The organism is Micromonospora sp. NPDC049044, assembly GCF_040649215.1.
In the GTDB taxonomy this organism is placed as follows: Bacteria; Actinomycetota; Actinomycetes; order Mycobacteriales; family Micromonosporaceae; genus Micromonospora.
This window is the reverse complement of record NZ_JBEZFA010000016.1, coordinates 44,330-61,344: the sequence shown is the minus strand read 5'-3', so window position 1 is coordinate 61,344 and position 17,015 is coordinate 44,330. Positions and strand designations below refer to the sequence as shown.

Annotated in this window: 15 protein-coding genes; 4 read left to right on the top strand and 11 right to left on the bottom strand. The window is 68.0% G+C overall.

All coding sequences use genetic code 11. The features are described 5' to 3' along the window. Positions 1-32 precede the first annotated feature (32 nt). The 3 genes from AB0B85_RS15850 to AB0B85_RS15840 form a co-directional block, all read right to left on the bottom strand. On the bottom strand, positions 33-329 hold the full coding sequence (locus AB0B85_RS15850) for a DUF6582 domain-containing protein (RefSeq protein WP_357407746.1): 297 nt from the start codon (positions 327-329) through the stop codon (positions 33-35). 132 nt (positions 330-461) lie between these two features. Beyond that, a complete protein-coding gene (locus AB0B85_RS15845; RefSeq protein WP_357407744.1) occupies positions 462-2,681 on the bottom strand; it encodes a choice-of-anchor J domain-containing protein in 2,220 nt (739 codons plus the stop codon). A gap of 291 nt (positions 2,682-2,972) precedes the next feature. Continuing rightward, positions 2,973-5,669, bottom strand: coding sequence for a ricin-type beta-trefoil lectin domain protein (locus tag AB0B85_RS15840; protein WP_357407742.1), 2,697 nt, complete (start codon positions 5,667-5,669; stop codon positions 2,973-2,975). Between the two features lie 513 nt (positions 5,670-6,182). Between AB0B85_RS15840 and AB0B85_RS15835 the strand changes: the two genes are divergently transcribed. The 3 genes from AB0B85_RS15835 to AB0B85_RS15825 all read left to right on the top strand — a co-directional run bounded on the left by AB0B85_RS15835 (position 6,183) and on the right by AB0B85_RS15825 (position 9,577). Further along, positions 6,183-6,902 (top strand): hypothetical protein, encoded by a 720-nt coding sequence (locus tag AB0B85_RS15835; protein WP_357407740.1) that lies wholly within the window; start codon positions 6,183-6,185, stop codon positions 6,900-6,902. Between the two features lie 254 nt (positions 6,903-7,156). Continuing rightward, positions 7,157-9,163, top strand: coding sequence for a hypothetical protein (locus AB0B85_RS15830; protein ID WP_357407738.1), 2,007 nt, complete (start codon positions 7,157-7,159; stop codon positions 9,161-9,163). Between the two features lie 18 nt (positions 9,164-9,181). Beyond that, positions 9,182-9,577, top strand: a complete 396-nt coding sequence (locus AB0B85_RS15825; protein WP_357407736.1) for a hypothetical protein — start codon at positions 9,182-9,184, stop codon at positions 9,575-9,577. A 293-nt stretch (positions 9,578-9,870) separates the two neighbouring features. On the opposite strand, the gene AB0B85_RS15820 is transcribed toward AB0B85_RS15825, so the two are convergent. From AB0B85_RS15820 to AB0B85_RS15795, 6 genes are all read right to left on the bottom strand, one after another. Then, entirely contained in the window at positions 9,871-10,323 is a 453-nt protein-coding gene (locus AB0B85_RS15820) for a SitI3 family protein (protein WP_357407734.1), read from the bottom strand. Positions 10,324-10,333: 10 nt separating this feature from the next. Beyond that, entirely contained in the window at positions 10,334-10,732 is a 399-nt protein-coding gene (locus AB0B85_RS15815; protein WP_357407732.1) for a hypothetical protein, read from the bottom strand. 158 nt (positions 10,733-10,890) lie between these two features. Further along, positions 10,891-11,418 (bottom strand): DUF6244 family protein, encoded by a 528-nt coding sequence (locus tag AB0B85_RS15810; protein ID WP_357407907.1) that lies wholly within the window; start codon positions 11,416-11,418, stop codon positions 10,891-10,893. 196 nt (positions 11,419-11,614) lie between these two features. Continuing rightward, positions 11,615-12,211 carry a kinase gene (locus AB0B85_RS15805; RefSeq protein WP_357407905.1) on the bottom strand — a complete coding sequence of 199 codons (597 nt, stop codon included), beginning with the start codon at positions 12,209-12,211 and terminating at the stop codon, positions 11,615-11,617. 284 nt (positions 12,212-12,495) lie between these two features. Further along, complete coding sequence (locus AB0B85_RS15800; RefSeq protein WP_357407730.1) at positions 12,496-13,503, bottom strand: NADP-dependent oxidoreductase; 1,008 nt, start codon at positions 13,501-13,503, stop codon at positions 12,496-12,498. After that, the gene (locus AB0B85_RS15795; RefSeq protein ID WP_357407728.1) at positions 13,500-14,798 is read right to left on the bottom strand and encodes an MFS transporter; all 1,299 of its coding nucleotides are present in this window, start codon (positions 14,796-14,798) and stop codon (positions 13,500-13,502) included. The genes AB0B85_RS15800 and AB0B85_RS15795 overlap by 4 nt, the downstream gene beginning before the upstream one ends. A 49-nt stretch (positions 14,799-14,847) precedes the next feature. Between AB0B85_RS15795 and AB0B85_RS15790 the strand changes: the two genes are divergently transcribed. Continuing rightward, entirely contained in the window at positions 14,848-15,240 is a 393-nt protein-coding gene (locus AB0B85_RS15790; RefSeq protein ID WP_357407726.1) for a MerR family transcriptional regulator, read from the top strand. A 194-nt stretch (positions 15,241-15,434) separates the two neighbouring features. On the opposite strand, the gene AB0B85_RS15785 is transcribed toward AB0B85_RS15790, so the two are convergent. Further along, positions 15,435-16,097, bottom strand: a complete 663-nt coding sequence (locus tag AB0B85_RS15785) for a pentapeptide repeat-containing protein (RefSeq protein WP_357407724.1) — start codon at positions 16,095-16,097, stop codon at positions 15,435-15,437. Between the two features lie 157 nt (positions 16,098-16,254). Continuing rightward, positions 16,255-16,986, bottom strand: coding sequence for an SDR family oxidoreductase (locus AB0B85_RS15780; protein WP_357407722.1), 732 nt, complete (start codon positions 16,984-16,986; stop codon positions 16,255-16,257). Positions 16,987-17,015 lie beyond the last annotated feature (29 nt).

The following is a 17,015-nucleotide window of genomic DNA, read 5'->3' as shown; positions in this document are numbered from 1 at the left end:
GTACCTATCCGCGAACCGGGTGGGTGGCCCGGTCAGTGGGCGGGATTGGGGGTGTGCGGGAGTTTGCCGAGCTGCCGCCAGTCGGTCTCCGCGACCTCGACGCCGTAGTGCTTGGCGGCGGCGAGGATGTTCTGGAAGGCCAGTTCCCGGTCCGCGTCGGTGACGCCCTGCACCTGGTCGAACCGGGCGATGGCGTTACGGACGTGACCCGCGTCGGTCATGGGTTCCTTGCGCTCCTTGGGGAACGCGAAGACGGTCTCCGGCAGCTCGCGCTTGTCCTTGCTCGACAGGCCGCCGTGCTTCTCGTGGGGTTTCCAGGTCGACTTCATCACCCCGCTTTACCCGCACGTCGAGCGCCAGCACCTCCCCCGCCGACAATTTCCGGGCCCGTCGACCTGGCGGCGCGGGCGGGGCACCCGCCGTCGATGTCGACGCCGGGTGCCCCGCGACCTGGGTGGAGATCAGCTCAGCGAGCCGCTACCCCCGGGCTGCACCACACCGTTCACGGTGAGCTGGTACGGCGCGTACTGCCGCACCTGCTCGGTCGGCTCGTCGTACGCCACCACGGCGACGACCTTCGGGAAGGCGTCCAGCACGGCCAGCTCAAGCTTGCCAATGGTGACCTCGGAGCGCCCGTTGGACTCGAACTGCCAGGCGATCGAGTGCTTCTCGTCGATGCCGATGAGCCGCAGGTTCCAGTTGCTGACCCGGATCGGCCGGATCTCGGTAGGCGAGTCGAACGGCGCCAGGCTGCTGCCGTCGCTGACCAGCTTGCCGCCGACGGTGATGTCGTCGATCAGCAGGCCGCCCTCGTTGGTGCCGCCATCGCTCACATATTCGAAGCCGAGCAGCACGGTCTTCCCGGCGTACGCCGACAGGTCGTACGAGTGCGCCTCGAAGCCGGTGGTCGTGCCGTTGAGCGCCGGGCCGCGCGGCCCGTCCACGGTCCGGTCACCGGGGATCGCGGTGTACGTGGCGCCGCCGTCCGTCGACACCGTGACGTAGCCGTAGTCGTAACCGGCCTCCGCGCCGTACTTGGCCTGGAACCGCAGCGTCGGGTCGGCGGTCGGCACGGCGACGGAGGTGACAGCCACCGAGTCGAGGCTGTTGGCATTGCCGGAGAAGAGCACGGCGTTGCCCGGCCGGTCCGGGTCCTGGCTGGTGGTCGTCCAGGACAGCGGGAGCGCGGGCAGCGTCTGCGCGCCCCAGAACTTCACCGACCGCAGGTCGCGACCGCTGAGCACCTTGCCCTTGGCCGTGCCCAGCTGCACGTAGTCGGCGCCGTTCGGGGCGGCCCCCGGCGTACCGTTCGCCGCGGTGCTGGCGAGGTTGACAGTGGAGCGCAGGCTCGGCGTGGTGACCCGGCTCCGGGCTACGCCGAGGGTGATGCCGAACTTCGACTCGCCGACGAGCTTGTCCAGCAGCGTCATCGACTGGAAGTCGTGGATGACCTGGTAGACGTCGTGCACCCCGACCGTCTCCAGCGCGGCGTCCAGGCTCGCGAGGCCCTGCCGCTCCCCGTCGCGGTGCAGCCGCGACATGAAGGCGGCCCCGTAGCGGTCGTACAGGAACAACATCATCGAGTACGCGCTGCCGTAGTCGGCGAGGACCGCGTTCGGGTTGGGGCTCTCGTCCCACAGGGTGAGGGAGTTCTCCGGTCCGCCGCAGTCACGCGGGTTGGTGTTGTACGGCGTCTGGACCGTGCCGAACCCCTGGTAGCAGTAGAGGTGACTGTCGGCGCCCCGGTCGAAGACGGTCGCCTTCGAGTCGCTGTACCCGGTCAGCGACATGGCGAAGTCGGAGAGCCCCTCGTTGATCCAGTTACCCTCGAACGGGTCCGCGTAGTAGTGCGTGAGGTGCTGCCACTCGTGCGCGAACGTGCCCTCGTAGCTGTTCGGCCGGGCGCCCCGACTGGTGCACAGGTCGTTCGTCGGCTCGTCCGGCGGGTTCGCCGTCATCCGGTGCAGCCAGTCGAACGCGTCGACGGTCATCACGTTGCGGTCGAACAACTCGTTGAACTGCGCGGAGAAGAACCCGGCGATGTACGTCGGCGCGGCCGGGAACGTGTAGTAGTTGTCGTCCCGCACGTTGTCCACGAGCGTGACGGTCTTGTTGCCGGCACCGGTGTAGACCCCACCACCGCCGTTGGCGTCCGGCCCGATCAGGGCGTTGGTGCCGTCCCGGTCCGGCGGGGTGCTGAAGGCGGTTGTCTCCTTCGGGTACATGTTCGTGTCGAACGCGTCGACCAGGTGCTGCACCTGCGCGTCGGTGATCTGCATCGACGACGGCACCTGCGCCCGGCAGTCACCGGCCGGGAACGCCAGGTCGTTGGCGACCCAGACCTCGATGTGTTCACCGACGGCCCGCAGGGTGTAGTCCTTGCGGTAGATCGAGCCCTGGACGTCGTCGAGGCCGAGCCACTGACGGACAGTGCCGACCGCCGGCGTCTCGACCGACTGCGCCTGCTTCCGCGCGCCGGTGCGCGGCTGGTACCGCGACGGTGTCTCGACCGGCTGCCCGTCGAGCGTGAAGTCCTTGCGGGTGAGCTCACGCATGTCACTCGGCGGGGCGACCTTCGGTGCGACGGCTTGCGCCGACGCCGGCGAGGTAGCGGCCACCACGGTGAGCGCCGGTAGGACGAGGACGGCGGCGAGCGCCCCAGCTATGCGGGTGCGTGCCATGGAACCTCCTTCGGGTGATTACCCGGTTCCCGCGGTGCGACCGGTGCCGGCCGCCCACGATGATCTTCGAACCGTCGTCACGCTAGTCCCGGCAGGCCGCAGCCCGCGACGGGACGTCAGCGCGATAGATATCACCAATGAAGAACGACAATCCGTAACATTCGGTTGCTCCGCGGCCGTGGCCAGCAGTGACACACCGACCAGTGTGGACACCCGAGCCGCACACCCCGGGGAGGGCCAGAAAAAGCCCGGGGCCAGGCCCGTGTCGGCCTGGCCCCGGGGTCTGATCGGTCAGCTACGCAGCGTCCACTGCTGGTTCGCGCCGCCGTTGCACGACCAGAGGATCATCTTGGTGCCGTTGGCGGTGGCGGCGCCGTTGGCATCGAGGCAGAGCCCGGACTGACCGTTCGTGATGGTGCCGTTGCTGTTGACGTTCCACTGCTGGTTCGTGCCACCGTGGCAGTCCCAGATGATGACCTGGGTGCCGTTGGCGGTACCGGCCCCGGAGGCGTCCAGGCACTTGTTGCCGTACACGGTCAGCTGCTTGCTGGCGGTCTGGGTCCAACGCTGGTTCGTGCCGTTGGAGCAGTCCCAGAGTTGCGTCTGGGTGCCGTTGGTGGTCGAGGAGTTGGGCACCTCGACACAGCGGCCGGACTGGCTACCCACGAGCTGCCCGCTGCCCGTACCGCTGCCACCACCCTGTTGCTGCCGGACGATCGAGGTCGACTCCGCCGACCGGTTGCCCTGTGCGTCGACGACGTAGAGGCGGTACTCGCCCTGGGTCGCCGGTACGGCGATGGAGGTGGCGGTGCCGGCCGCCCTGGTCATCGTCGCCCCGGCGGTGAAGGTGGTAGTGCCGTACGGCGCCAGCCAGACCGACTTGGTGGCGTCGCCGGTGCTCCGGATCGGGATCGACGCCGTGGCACTGGCGACGAACGTACTGGCCGGCAACACGTAGTTCGGCGCGGAGAAGTTGCCCGCCGGGATGATGTCCCGGTACGCGTCCTCAAGGCCGGAGTTCGCCGCGATGCTGTACGCCGCCGCCGGCCAGACATAGTCGGAGGAGACGAGGATGTCGGCGACAGTGCTGTTCGGCAGGTTCTTGTTCGAGACCTTGTTGATGGGACCGTAGATCTGGGTGATGCTCAGGTCGTGCTTGCGGCCGAAGTCGTCCGAGTTGATCATCCAGGTGACGTTCTTGTCGATGCTCAGCACGTTGTCGCGGAAGGTGATGAACGCCGATCCCTCGTCCGGGTGCAGCCCGTACTTGTGACCCGAGGGCACGCCCTGAAGGTAGTTGTTGGTGATCGTCGTCCCGGGCTGACTGCCGAGCGTGTAGATCGGCGCGGTGTCACTGAGGCGCTGCACCGTGTCGATGATGTGGTTGTAGCTGATGGTGTTGTTCCGCGCCGTCGTGGTCGGCCGGTTGGGCACGATCGAGCCCGACGACCCGTCGAAGTTCCACCAGCCCCAGCCCATCGTGATGCCGGACCACGGCGCCTTCTCGATCCGGTTGCGCTGGATGGTGAGGGTGTCGACGAAGTACGCCGAGATGGGGCTGTGCCCGTTGAACAGGACGGCACTGTCGTACAGATAGTTGTTCTTGATGTCGATGTTCTTCGGCAGCCCCTCGACCTGCGCGGAGTACTTCTCCCGGTTGGTCGACGTGCCGTCTCCGATGTAGACGTGCTGGGGATGGCCGACATCGATGGCCGATCCCGCGACATCGTTCGTGTGGTTGCCGATCAACTGTGAGTTCTGCACGTCGTTGACCATGCTGACGCCATCAGCGCCGGTGTGTTGGATCTTGTTGCGCTGAAGCAGGATCCCGTCGGCGTTCTGCACCTGGACGATGCCGGGAGTGACGTCGACGTTGCGGTAGTAGTAGACGTGGAAGTTGCCCTTCGCGTACACCTGGGCGCCGAGGTTGCCCTGCTGCGCCTGCTTGAAGGACGAGCCGGCGACGTTGAACAGGTTCCAGTCGGAGTGCTGGATCGTCAGGCCGGAGATGGTGATGTTGCGGGCGTGGCTGCTCGTCGAGGTGCCGGCGATTCGCAGCAGCGTGGTGACGTTGTTCGGTGCGTAGACCGTCGCGGTCGACATGTTGTCGGCGCTGGCCTTGTAGTAGTAGACCGTCTTGGTGCCCTTGTCGAAGTAGAACTCGCCGGGTGCGTCCAGGAACTCGTAGGCGTTCATGAGTTTGTGGGTGCCGCCGACCTGGGCGTTGCCGTTGAACGCGCCCTGGGCGATCGCGGCACCCGGCTGCTGGAACAGGGCAACCCGGTTCGCGCCGTCGGTGGTCACCTGGCGGACGCCCACGATGGCAGTGGTCCAGGTCGTGCCCGTCTCGATTTCGATGTCGTCCTGGTTGCGCGCGATGGCGGGGAAGTCGCTCTGGCTGTATTTCGCGCCGTCACACTGCGACCCCGACTCCCAGGCCCACGCGGCCTGGTTGGCCGTGATGTTGTACGTCCCGTAGCAGCCCCCGGAGCTGACCGTCTTCGTCGCCATGACGGCCCGCTTGTCATTGACGTACAGCGCCCGCAGCTTGTTGGCGCGGTCCAGTGGCGCCTTCCAGATGTTGCCGCTGTGCTGGGTCCACCCGGTCACCTGGACACCGCCGTCGAGGACGGGCCGCTCACCGGGGTAGGCGCCGTAGCTGATCCGGAATCCGTTGGTGCCCGAGTCACTCGCGCCGAATTCGACAGTGCTGCTGATCGGATAACTGCCGCCGCGCAGCAACACGTTGATGTCGCCGGTCATATTCGTGTTCACCGTACGAACGACGTCCCGGGCGCGTTGCAGAGTCTTGAATGGAGAGTCGAGCGTGCCCGCGTTCGCGTCGTTACCGTTCGGGGCGACATAGTAGGTCGCCTGGACCGCGGCCGAGGCCGGCAACTGATTCGTCAGCACGGCCGGCACTGCCGCCGAGACGAAGACCGCGAGCGCCAACAACGACGTTCGAGCGGTGGATATGGCTGATTTCACGTACTGTTCCCTTCACTTGCCGTCGACGGGATGCCGAATGTGGGTATCGAGCGACGAGCACGGAACAGCGACGCCACTAAGGACTGGCGGAGGGCTGTTGTTGCCCGACCGCACTCCTTTTCCAATCGCTACGAAGCTCTCCCTCGGACTGTATGTCGAACGTGTGACGAATGCAACAGCCAATTAAGAGTGGTCAATACGCAAAGTCTCCCGTACCGGGCAGACCGCCCGACGCCCACTGCACGCCCTGCCGGCATCGTCCGATGAATCCGCGCCAAGGACCGGGCCGCCTCCGGGACGGTCCAGGCAGGATGAGTACGAGCACTCATCCTGCCGCTACCGTCGGTCGGCATGCTCGACGCCATGGCTCATCCCCACCCAACGACCGGCCACGTCGACCGAGGAACGGTGGCCTCCCCGCCGCGGCCGCGTGGCCGGCGCCAAACAACGCCTCGACGACCTGCCGGCACCCGTCGTCGCGCCATCGCCACGCCACTGGCCAGCGCAATGGTGGTGGCGCTCTGCCTGCTGTCGGCCGGCTGCGCGCAGTACCGCGACGGCGACTCGATGGCACGGGACCAGGCCGCGGCCGAGGCGAGGCACCTCAACGAGAAGCTCGGTACGCCGAACCGGGTGCGGGATGCCGAGTACATCGCCGCGACCGCCATCCTCGAACCGACAAGCGCCGACCCGCCGGGCATCCAACGTGAGCCGCTGGCCTGGTCAGGTCGGGTCTTCGGGGACGAGCAGGCCACCATCGACGTCCGGATCACGGTGCGGGTCGAGGAGAGTCACGGGAACTTCGGCGCTCCCGGCAACTCCGCCGGCCAGGCCACCCGGTGCTACAACTACCTGCTGAAACTCTATCGCTCCGCATCATTCAAGGAGATCGACTGCCCGTCCGTGGTGACCCCTCCGGTGCCCACGGCCAAGCCGTACCCGGACATGCCCAAGGACGCGGTCGAACGACTCACCGCGGTGCTGCGCACCGCCACGCCCGACACCCTCGCGGCCGCGGTGCGGGCCGCCTTCCCCGAGAAGCACGTCACCGTCGACACGACCACCCACCAGAACGCCCTGGTCGCCGTGCTGGCCGTGCCCGCCGAGCGGGAGTGCCTCCTGCTGGTCCGCACCCCCGACGGAGCCATCAAACAACCGGGGTACGACCGGGAGTGGCTGGAACCGGGCGAGATGGGTTGCAACACCGGGTTGTACGTCTCACCACCGCGTTAGCCGAGGATGCGCTCATGCGCTGCTGCTACAGGGCCTGGTCGCCGTACCTGACGCCGACGCTGCGGGCTGCTACCACCCAGGGACCTCAGACCCCGAACGAGGTGCCGTCTTGTTCACGAGGAGGAGACCTCAGAACGGAGCGTTCGGTCACTGCCCCACGACCATGCGTCGCTGAGCCTGCGGGCAGGCTGGAAATGTGTTCCTTCGATTGCAGGGACTCCATAAGATCTCCAACAATCAAGGAGGATGACTCGGTGGGCGATTTCCAGCGGTTCGTGGAGGATGTGACGCAACGTCTGTCCACTATGGCCCAGGGCGAGTTGTACGTCGTCGGCGACGGACTCGACAGGGACTCACTCTGGCTCACCTTCCTCGACTCCTTCCCTCCCGGTACCAACCCGCGGTTCCGTGAGCGAGCCGCGTACGACTGCGCGACCTGCCGCGGGTTCATCAAGCACTTCGGTAACGTCGTCGAGATCCGCGACGGTCAGGTCCGCTCCGTCTGGTCCGGGGTGTCTGCATCCGACCCGGTCTTCTCAGTGGTCGCCGCCGCAATGGACGAATTCGTCGGCACGCTGCCGTTGTCCACCATCTTCCGGTCGAGTCAGGCGCAGTACGGGACGAGGACCACCCGGTCGTTGCGCGACGGCCAGGTCGAGGTGTGGCACCACCTGCACGGCCCGGTGGAGAAGCGGCACCGCACCGAGGACGTCGGCGCGGCACAGGGCAGCTTCGACGCTGCGGTGCAGGTCTTCCAGCGTGGCCTGGACGAACTGACCCCGCACGCTCTGGACACCGTCTTCGGCCTCATCGTCGACAACGCCCTCTACCGCGGCGCGGAACATCGCCCGGCGGTGACCGAGTTCCGCTCACTGCAGAAGCGGTGGACCCAGGCGACCGACCGACGCGCCTTCGTCTTCGCCAACGCCGCGAACCCGGCGGCCCGGTTCCGCAACACAGTGATCGGCACCCTCGTCCAGGACCTGTCCACTGGTGCGGACCTGGAGCAGGCGGTCCGGTCGTTCGAGGCGAAGGTGGCACCGCAGAACTACCAGCGCCCCACCGCGTTGATCACCCCAAGCATGGTCAAGGCCGCCATGAAGACCATCGCCGAGCTGGGCATCGAGGAGTCGTTGCAGCGACGGTTCGCCCGGCTGTCCGACATGTCGGTCACCAATGTGCTGTGGGTCGACAACGACACACAGCCGCGGATGAAGGACGGCCTCGAAGGGCTGCTCATGCAGGCGGCCACCACCCGGTCGGGTGCGTTCCTCCGCGACGCCAAGCCGGAGGAGATGCCCGTGGTCGCCTTCATGAAGAACATCCTGCCCGGCGCCACCGCCATCGACCTGTGGGTCGCCAGCACCCACGAACCGCACCTGGTCAGCCTCACCACCGGCCAGCATCCGACGGCTCCGAGGTTGTTCCGGTGGGACAACGATTTCGCCTGGTCCTACGGCGGCAACGTCACCGACTCGATCAGGGAGAGGGTCAAGCGGGCGGGCGGCAACGTCACCGGCAAGCTGCGGGTGAGTCTGTCCTGGTTCAACCGTGACGACCTCGACCTGCACGTGTATGAACCCAACGGCGAACACATCTGGTACCAGGAGAGGCGCAACAAGCTGGACGTCGACATGAACGCCGGCGGGACGCTCTCCCGCGAGCCGGTGGAGAACGTCACCTGGAGAGGCCGTATCCCCGACGGGGAGTACCGGATCGAGGTGAACCAGTACCGCAAGCGGGACAGCGCGCAGGTCGGCTTCGTGATCGAGACCGAGAGCAACGGAAAGATCGAGCAGTACCGCCACGAGCGGGCGGTCGGCCAGAAGGAGACCATCGAGGTGGGCCGGATGACGGTCGCCGACGAGGTGATCACCGCCTTCCGCCCGGGCAAGGACATGCAGCAGGGCAGCGCGAGCCAGGACCTGTGGGGTGTTACCACCGAACAGTTCGTGCCGGTGTCCACCATCATGTACTCGCCGAACTACTTCGACGACAACGAAGTCGGCAATCGCCACTACTTCTTCATGCTGAAGGGGTGCGTGAACGACCAGCCGACCCGGGGCATCTACAACGAGTTTCTCCGTGGCGACCTGCAGCCGCACCGCAAGGTGTTCGAGGTTCTCGGCGATCGCACCAAGTGCGAGCCTTCCCCCGATCAGCTGTCCGGCCTCGGCTTCAGTTCCACGGTCCGCGACTCGGTGATCGCCAAGGTGACAATGGCCGGCGGCCGGCGCCACCTCATCAGCATCCAGTTCTGATTTCCTAGAAAGGCCATCGTGACCATTTTCGAGCAGGCCACGCGGGAGAAGTTCCGCTACCCGTCGATTAAGGGACTGCTGACCACGGAACAGCTGTGGGAGCTTCCGCTGACCGCCAAGTCCGGCTTCAGCCTTGACGACGTGGCCAAGGCGGTCAACGCCGAACTCAAGGCCGTCGACACCGATTCGTTCGTGGCCACCGAGGCCAATCCGGCCAAGGCGACCCTGGAGTCCAAGCTGGAGGTCGTCAAGCACGTCATCGCCATCCGCATCGCGGAGGACCAGGCGGCGAAGGCGGCGGCGGCCAAGAAGCTGGAGAAGGAAAAGCTGCTGGCGGTCCTGGACCGCAAGCAGGACGCGGCCCTGGAGAACCTGACCGAGGCAGAGCTGTTGGCCCGCATCAGCAACCTGTAGCCCGAGGGCCCGGGGCTCACCACTGGCTGGCGTCGCGGGCCCGGAACCACCGACGCCGGCCACGGCCATGACCTTGTCGGGCACTGGCCGCCCTCGTGCCGTGGTCGGCACTGCATCATCGGTAACTGACTGGGCCGCTCTACGGGGACCCGACGGGTGGAAGCGTGTCGTCGTCGTGGCCGGTCTGGGCTGGCCCGGCGGCAGCCGCGAGGGCCTGGGCGGCCTCGTCCAGGGCCGTGGTCTCGGTCAAGCCATAACGTCTGATCGTTCGCCGACGATCGGCTCCGAACCAGTCACCGGTCGACAAGATCTTCCCCGCCGTGCACGCTCCACCAACTCGGCGCGTGCCTGCGCAGCGTTCCCGAGAAGCGGGTCAGCAGCAGCCAGTCGGCGTCGAGGATCAGCGCGGCGTCCTCCGACCGCTCGTCCAGCACCCGGGCCACGGACGCCAGCATCGCCCGCGTCGCCCGGTCGGAGGATTCGCCCTTAACCAGCCGGAAGCCGATGGTCACGTACCGCTCCGGTTCCCACTCCCACATCGCGCCGTCACCATCCTCGGCCTCGAAGTAGCCGTGGGATCCGGCGTGGATGCTCACCGTGTAACCGCACCGATCGCTGAGGTCCGCACTCAACACCCGTGGCCTGCCATCCACCGCCGACTCCTCGGTGCCGTCCGGAGCGACGACACCGGCCAGCACATCGAGAGGAATATCGCCGGCCAGCGTCAAGCGGTACTCGGTCGCCATGGACAGCCCTTCAGTCTCGTCGCAGAATCTGGATTATCGCCCCGCTGCGCGTCACCGCGACCAGTTCCTTCAATCCTGCGATCGGCCAGTCGTCGAACTGCTTCTGCAACGACCCGAGATCGCCACGCCAGTCGTGGAGGTTCACCATCACCCGTTGGGTCTGCTCGCTGGCGATCTTGTCGGATACCCCGCTCCACACACCTCGCACGCTCTTCGCCGGCATCGGGGAGTAACAGTCGAAGACATGTCCCTCGATCAGGTAGTCGGGATCCTTGCCCGCTTTCCCGGAATCACCGGTACCGAGCCGGGCATCGGCGATCTCCTGCCGGGTCGGGTTCTGGTGGAGTCGGTACCCCTGGGCAGCGACGGTATCGGCGCACTGGTTCTCCAGTTCCAGGGAGCGCCGCACGCGTTCGTCCTCCTTCGGAGGGATCCGGGTACGCCGGCCGGTAGGCGAGCCGCCGCGCTCTCCGGTGGGCTTGCGCGTCCATGGCGTCGTCACGCCCCTGCCGGGGGATGGCGTGGGAACCGAGGCAGGGCTGGCCGGTACGGCACCGCCAGCCCCGCTCAGTTTCCCGAAGACCCCAACTGTCGTGCCTCGGCGATCGCCGCGTCAACGGCCTGTCGGGTGGTGGCGGTGCGCTGGACCAGCATGACAAGCACCTGTTTGACGCTCTCCAGACCTTGTATCAGCGGCCCCGGCTGCCCACCCTGCAAGACCCCGACGACAAGCTGCTGCGCCTCACCGACCTGCGTGATCGTGGCGGCCGTCTGGTCACGGATGCCGTCGACCGCACTCTGGACCGGAGTCAGCCCGCTGATCGTCTCCCCCGGAGTGGCCTGCTTCGGGACAGCAGCGGCCGCCTTCGCGGCATCACCGACAGCCCCGCCGAGGCCGCCCAGTCCACCCCGGATGGTGGCGATGGCCCCGCGAACCCGCGCCACCCCGGCAGCGACCGCAGCGAACCCGGCACCCGCCGCGCGCAGCGCGATCTCCTGCGCCTGCTGATCAGCAGCGGCAGCCAGATCCTGCGCACGCTCGACCCCGGCAGCCAGCGTACGTAGCTCCGTAGTGATCTTCTCGACCTGCGACACGCTGCCGGATTCCTCCACCTGACGACGAGAGCTCAGGTGGTCGAACCTACCGGCACGGCACCGACGTCACCAGACGTCACGGAGGCCGCCGGCACGCGCCGGTGCTGCGCGGCAGCACCGGTTCCGTCTGGCCACCCAGGAGCGACGTTGGGAACGGTGTGCCGGAGCGGCAACACCGGTAGCCGGCTGAGTCGCACTACGGGGACGGCGCATTCGGTGGCAGATCGTCGTCGCGGCCGGCCTGGGGCAGCCCGGCGGCAGCGGCGATGACTTCGACGGCCTCGTCCAGCCCGATGGTCTCGGGGAGGACGAGTTCGTCGGGCCAGTCCAGGACGTCGTGGGCGGCGTACCAGCCACTCATGTCCTCGGCGGTGAACTCACTGGCCTGCGGGCGGGTGAGGTGCCGGCGCAGGGTCTCGGCCAGGGATACGTCGAGGTAGCAGAACAGCGACCGCCCGCAGTGGTCGTCTCGCAGGGCGGTCAGCACGCTGCGGTAGCGGCTGGTGTGCATGATGCCCTCCAGCACCACGTGGTAGCCGTGGTCGAGGGCGAACCGGGCGGTCTGCCCGATCAGGGCGGGTGCCGCGCCGCCGGGTCTGTCCCGCTCGCGCAGCACAATGCGGCGCAGGTAGTCCTGCTCGACCAGGGCGCAGCCCCGGCCGTGCCGGCGTCGTAGCTCGCGGGCGATGCTGCTCTTGCCCGAGCCGGAGTTGCCCCGGATGCAGACGAGGATGGTGGAGCCCGGGGAATTGCGTCCGATGCAAGAAGTGTCGGCGTGCTGGCCTTCTGGCATGGGGAACTTTAGCAGTCGCACCCACCCCTCCCGGCGACGCTCCGAGCTGCGTGTTTGCCGCGAAGATTGCATGTGATGCAGGAGTCACGCATCGAGCGGAGGGGTACGTGGCTCGGGGAGGACGCGGTGTTGCGGGCGATGTTGTCGAGGTGCGCGAAGCAGCAGTTGGGTGATCGGCGGCGGGATCGCGGACGATCACTCGGTGTTGAAGAGATCTACGGATGGGAGTTGCGCTGCACGGAGGTGTGGGAGCCGGGCCATAGCGGCGCCGCCCGGGAGCCGAACTACGGCGGCGTCGGCCAGCCGACCGCCGGCTCGTCGTCGATTGTGATGACGAGCTTCCCGGTAACCCGGCCAGTTTCGGCGTGGGCATGCGCGGCGGGCAGTTCGGACAGAGGATAGGTCCGCTCCACGTGGACCTTGAGCTGTTCCGCGTCAACGAGGTCACGTACCACGTCGAGGGGCTGGGCCATCTGCGTCCTGCCCAGCCAGCGGTACTGCCGGCCCTGTCGGTCGGCGTCCTCCTCGGTCACCCCTGGGTCCAGTGCAGCGCCGAGCAGGAGGCCGCCAGGGCGGAGGCATTCGAGGGAGCGTCGTCCGTACTCGCCGCCGACGAGGTCGAGGACGACGTCAGCGTCGCGGACCACGCTCCGGAAGTCCACCCTGGTGTAGTCGATCGGTTCGTCCACCCCGAGGTCGCGCAGGAACGGGTGGTGCGCGGTCCGGGCCGTGCCGAAAACGTAGGCGCCTCGGTGCCGGGCGAGCTGCGCCGCGAGGTGGCCGACGCCACCGGCTGCGGCGTGGATCAGGATCCGCTGACCGACGCACAGGGCAGCGTACTCGAAGATGGCGACGAGTGCGGTGCGCGCCGCGACCGGCAGCGCTGCCGCGCTCACATGGTCCACGGACACGGGTTTGGTCGCCAGACTCGCCTCCGGTACTGAGATGTACTCGGCGTAGGTGCCAATGAAGTGGATGCCGTAGACCTCGTCACCGACCCGGAACCGGCCGCCCGGCTCGGCCTCGACAACGGTGCCGGAGAGGTCCGAGCCGAGCACCAGCGGTGGCGGCCCGAGTTCCGGTACGAGTCCCCGACGGATCTTCGTCTCGCCGTAGTTCACTGAGGCCGCATGTACCCGGACCAGGGCGTGTCCGAATGCTCGTGTGGGTCGTGGAAGCCGGACAGTACGCAGCACCTGGGGTTCGCCGAACCGCTCGATGACGCTGGCGCGGATCAGGTCGGGGGCGGGTGTGGCGGCGTCGGCCGCGCGCCCTGGTACGGCGGCCGTCACGACCGCACCCCGCCGGCTTCGGCGGCGCTGCGATCCGGCGCCGCTGCCCTTCCGGGGTCGTCACCGTCTGGGACAGCGTCGGCGGGGTGATCGGCTCCGGCACCACCGGCGGTGTGCTGGCCCCGGAGACCGTTGACCACCAGCCCGACGGTGGCGATGGCGATGACGATGGCCGCGACGGTGGGTAGGGCACCGGCCTGCCAGTTGTCGAGTACCGCCCCGCCGAGCGTCGCCCCGGTGGCGATCCCGAGGTTGAGCACGGTGATGCCGATCGCCCCGGAGGTGGCCTCCCGACCGGGGGAGGCGATCCGCAGCAGGCGCATCTGGAAGACCGGTGGCAGCAACCCGATGAGTACGCCCCAGCCGGCGATCACTACGACTGCCACGGCGAAATGGAGATCGAGTAGTAGCAGTGAGGCCGCGCTACCGGCGAAGGCGGCACTGACCCAGGCTAGCGCCTGCCGTGGGAACCGGTCAGAGAGCGATCCGGCGCCGACGGTGCCGACCACCCCGGCCGCCCCGAAGACGAACAGCAGTATGCCGCTGGTGGCGTTGTCGTACCCGCCGAACTGTTGGAGTAGCGGCGCGATGTAGGTGTAGAGCAGGAAGTGGCCGGTGATGACGAGACCTCCGGCCAGCGCGACGCCGAGCACGGTCCACAGCGCTGGGTCGCGGCCTTCCTGCCGTACTGCCTGCTGGGTGGCGTTCGACAGCGGCAGGGTACGGATGCCTAGGGCCGCCAGTGCGAGCAGCGCCGCCAACCCGGCGAAGGAGACCCGCCAGCCGAGCGCGGCGCCGGCGGTGGCACCGAGCGGAATGCCGACGATGCTGGCCAGTGCGGGCCCGGCCAGCACTACCGAGACCGCCCGGCCGATCCGCGCCGGCGGGACGAGCGTTGCCACCGTCGGCACGAGCAGGGACCAGAAGAGGCCGTGCGCGGCGGCGGCGGTGATCCGGCCGGTGAGCGCCCATCCGTACGAGGGGGCGAGCGCGGTGCCGGTGGTCGCTAGGGCGAGCAGCAGCAGGATGACGGGTAAGAGCCGCCGGCGCGGTACCCGTGCGGTCAGCCGGGTCAGCGGGACGCTGGCGACGGCGATCGTCAGTGCCCAGGCCCCGACCAGTCCGCCGGCGGTCGCGGGCGTGATGTCGAGGCCGTCGCTGAGCTGCAGCAGCAGGCTCGCGGGCAGCAGTTCGGTGGTGACGGTGGCGAAGGCCGCGCCGGAGAGGAGAAGTAGTGCTCGCCAGGGCAGCCGGGGCAGCACTTCTGCTGTGGACCCGGAGGGTTGAGGCGTCATGGCTAGTACCGTAAAGTCTCTCATTCATGTGAGAGTCAAGGAGCGGTTTGTGCGGATTGGCGAGCTGTCCAGGCGTACCCAGATTCCGATCCGAATGCTGCGGTACTACGAGGAGCGAGGGCTGCTGACACCGCAGCGCGCACCGAGCGGCTACCGGCACTACCAGGAGGCGGACGTCGACCAGGCAACGCTGGTGAGCAGCCTGGTCAGATCAGGACTGCCGACCAGACTGATCCTGCCGCTGCTCCGCGACAAACAACTGAACCCGGTGGACGGGGACGAGACAGACGACGGAGACGACGACCTTGTCGCACTGTTCGCCGCCGAATTTGCCCGGCTCGACGGCCAGCTCAAGTGCCTGAGCCTCAGCCGGAACGCCGTACAGCAACACCTGCGACGACTCCGCGCCACCCAGGTCAGCCGCGGTCCAACGGCCACCTGAGCGCCCGACCGCCCGAACAGGGCGCAGACCCGGCTCAGCCGTCGGTCGGCGGTACGGTCCGAGGGGCGATCGCCGCGTCGTTGAGCAGGTCGTCGCTGTCATACGCGCCGGGCAGGGCGACCGAGATCCAAATGCCGAGCGACGCGGAAGTATCGGGCTGCCGGTGGGTTCAGGGGCACGACGCCTCCTCGGATTCACTCGTTGCGCAGGGTGAGGTTGAAGGCGGCGACGGTCAGCCGGGTGAGGTCGGCAAGTTGGCCCTCGGCGAGGGTGACGCCGCGCAGGTTGTCCAGTGGCGTCTTGAGGTCGTGGAGGCGGCTGCCCCTGAGGTCGGCACCGTCGAGGTGGCAGGAGTCCAGTTCCAGGCCGGCGAGGTCGCAGGACCGCAGTGCGATGCGCGGTAGTCGACAGGAGGACCACGCGCCGTTGGTGAGAATGCAGTCGGTGAACGCGACCGAGCCGACGGCGGCGACGCGGTGGAAGGTGGCGTAGTCGAAGCGGCAGCCGTCGAACAGGACGTCCTTGAGGCGTACGTCGGTGAGTCTGGTGCCGGTGAACCGGGAGCCGGTGATGGCGCAGCGTTCGATGGTGATGCCGGTCAGGGTCGCGCCGGAGAAGTCGGTGCGGGTGATCTCGCAGCCGTAGAGGCCGCCGGCTTCCCAGGTGCTCTCGCTCAGGTCCACGGCGGTGATCATGCTGCTGCGGATGGTGGCGCCTTCGAGGTGGGCACCGCGCCACGCTGGGCCCTCGACCAGGGCCTCGGTGAGGCCGCCGGCCAGGTCCGTCGTGGTGTCGAGGTCGTCCGGATCGAGGTCCGGGAGCAGAACCTTCACGTCGCCGATCGTGGTGGTGCGCATGTGTCCTCAACCTGTGTGGGCGCGGGGTGGGCACGCCACCCCGCGCGCCCCGGACGCCGCCCACCCAGTCCTTTCGCAGCGGCGGCGTCCACTCGGGACCGCCCGGCGCTCCGGTCACGTCACCGGTGATGAGGAACACCGACCTGGCGGCGAGCCGTCACCAGGGCACCACCCCGGCGTCCTCGAAGAATCCGCCGGTGGGCCCGCCGTCGGGCAGGGTGGCCAGGCGGATGGCGGTCGCTGCGCCCTGCTGGGGGGTACGCACGCCACGGAAGCCGTTGAGGTCGGTGGCGACGAAGCCCGGGCAGGCGCAGTTGATGAGGATGTTCGTGTCAGCCAGTTCCCGGACGTACTGCAGGGTCACCGCGTTCAGGAACGACTTGGAGGGCGCGTAGGCCACCGCGACCGGGCCGGTGGTGGTCTCACCACCGGGGCCGGACTGTCGGGCCAGAGATCCGACGCTGCTGGACATGTTCACGATGCGCGGCGAGGCGGACCGCTTGAGCAACGGCAGCATGGCGTTCGTGACTCGGATGACGCCGATGACGTTGGTCTCCACCACCGTGCGGATGACGGCAGGGTCGACGGTGCTCGGCTGCTGCGGCCGTCCGCCGGTGATTCCGGCGTTGTTGACCAGGGCGTCGAGGCGTCCGGCGCGTTCGGCGATCAGCTCGGCGGCGGTGGCGACACTGCTGTCGTCGGTGACATCCAACGGGACACCGAAGGCGTCGACGCCCGCGTCGCGCAGCTGTGCCACCGCCGCGTCCCGGCGGGTCTGATCGCGGGCTCCGACACCCACGCTCCAGCCCAGCGCACCCAGACCTGCGGCAATCTCGTACCCGATGCCCTTGTTGGCCCCGGTGACCAGGGCGATCTTCGTTTCACTCATGTCTTCGACTCTGCGTGACGGCCCGCAAG

What these genes read in the sequence shown, in the direction of transcription:
- AB0B85_RS15850 (WP_357407746.1), bottom strand. Translation starts at nt 329, where the DNA reads ATGAAGTCGACCTGGAAACCCCACGAGAAGCACGGCGGCCTGTCGAGC.
- AB0B85_RS15845 (WP_357407744.1), bottom strand. Translation starts at nt 2,681, where the DNA reads ATGGCACGCACCCGCATAGCTGGGGCGCTCGCCGCCGTCCTCGTCCTA.
- AB0B85_RS15820 (WP_357407734.1), bottom strand. Translation starts at nt 10,323, where the DNA reads ATGGCGACCGAGTACCGCTTGACGCTGGCCGGCGATATTCCTCTCGAT.
- AB0B85_RS15805 (WP_357407905.1), bottom strand. Translation starts at nt 12,211, where the DNA reads ATGCCAGAAGGCCAGCACGCCGACACTTCTTGCATCGGACGCAATTCC.
- AB0B85_RS15795 (WP_357407728.1), bottom strand. Translation starts at nt 14,798, where the DNA reads ATGACGCCTCAACCCTCCGGGTCCACAGCAGAAGTGCTGCCCCGGCTG.
- AB0B85_RS15785 (WP_357407724.1), bottom strand. Translation starts at nt 16,097, where the DNA reads ATGCGCACCACCACGATCGGCGACGTGAAGGTTCTGCTCCCGGACCTC.
- AB0B85_RS15780 (WP_357407722.1), bottom strand. Translation starts at nt 16,986, where the DNA reads ATGAGTGAAACGAAGATCGCCCTGGTCACCGGGGCCAACAAGGGCATC.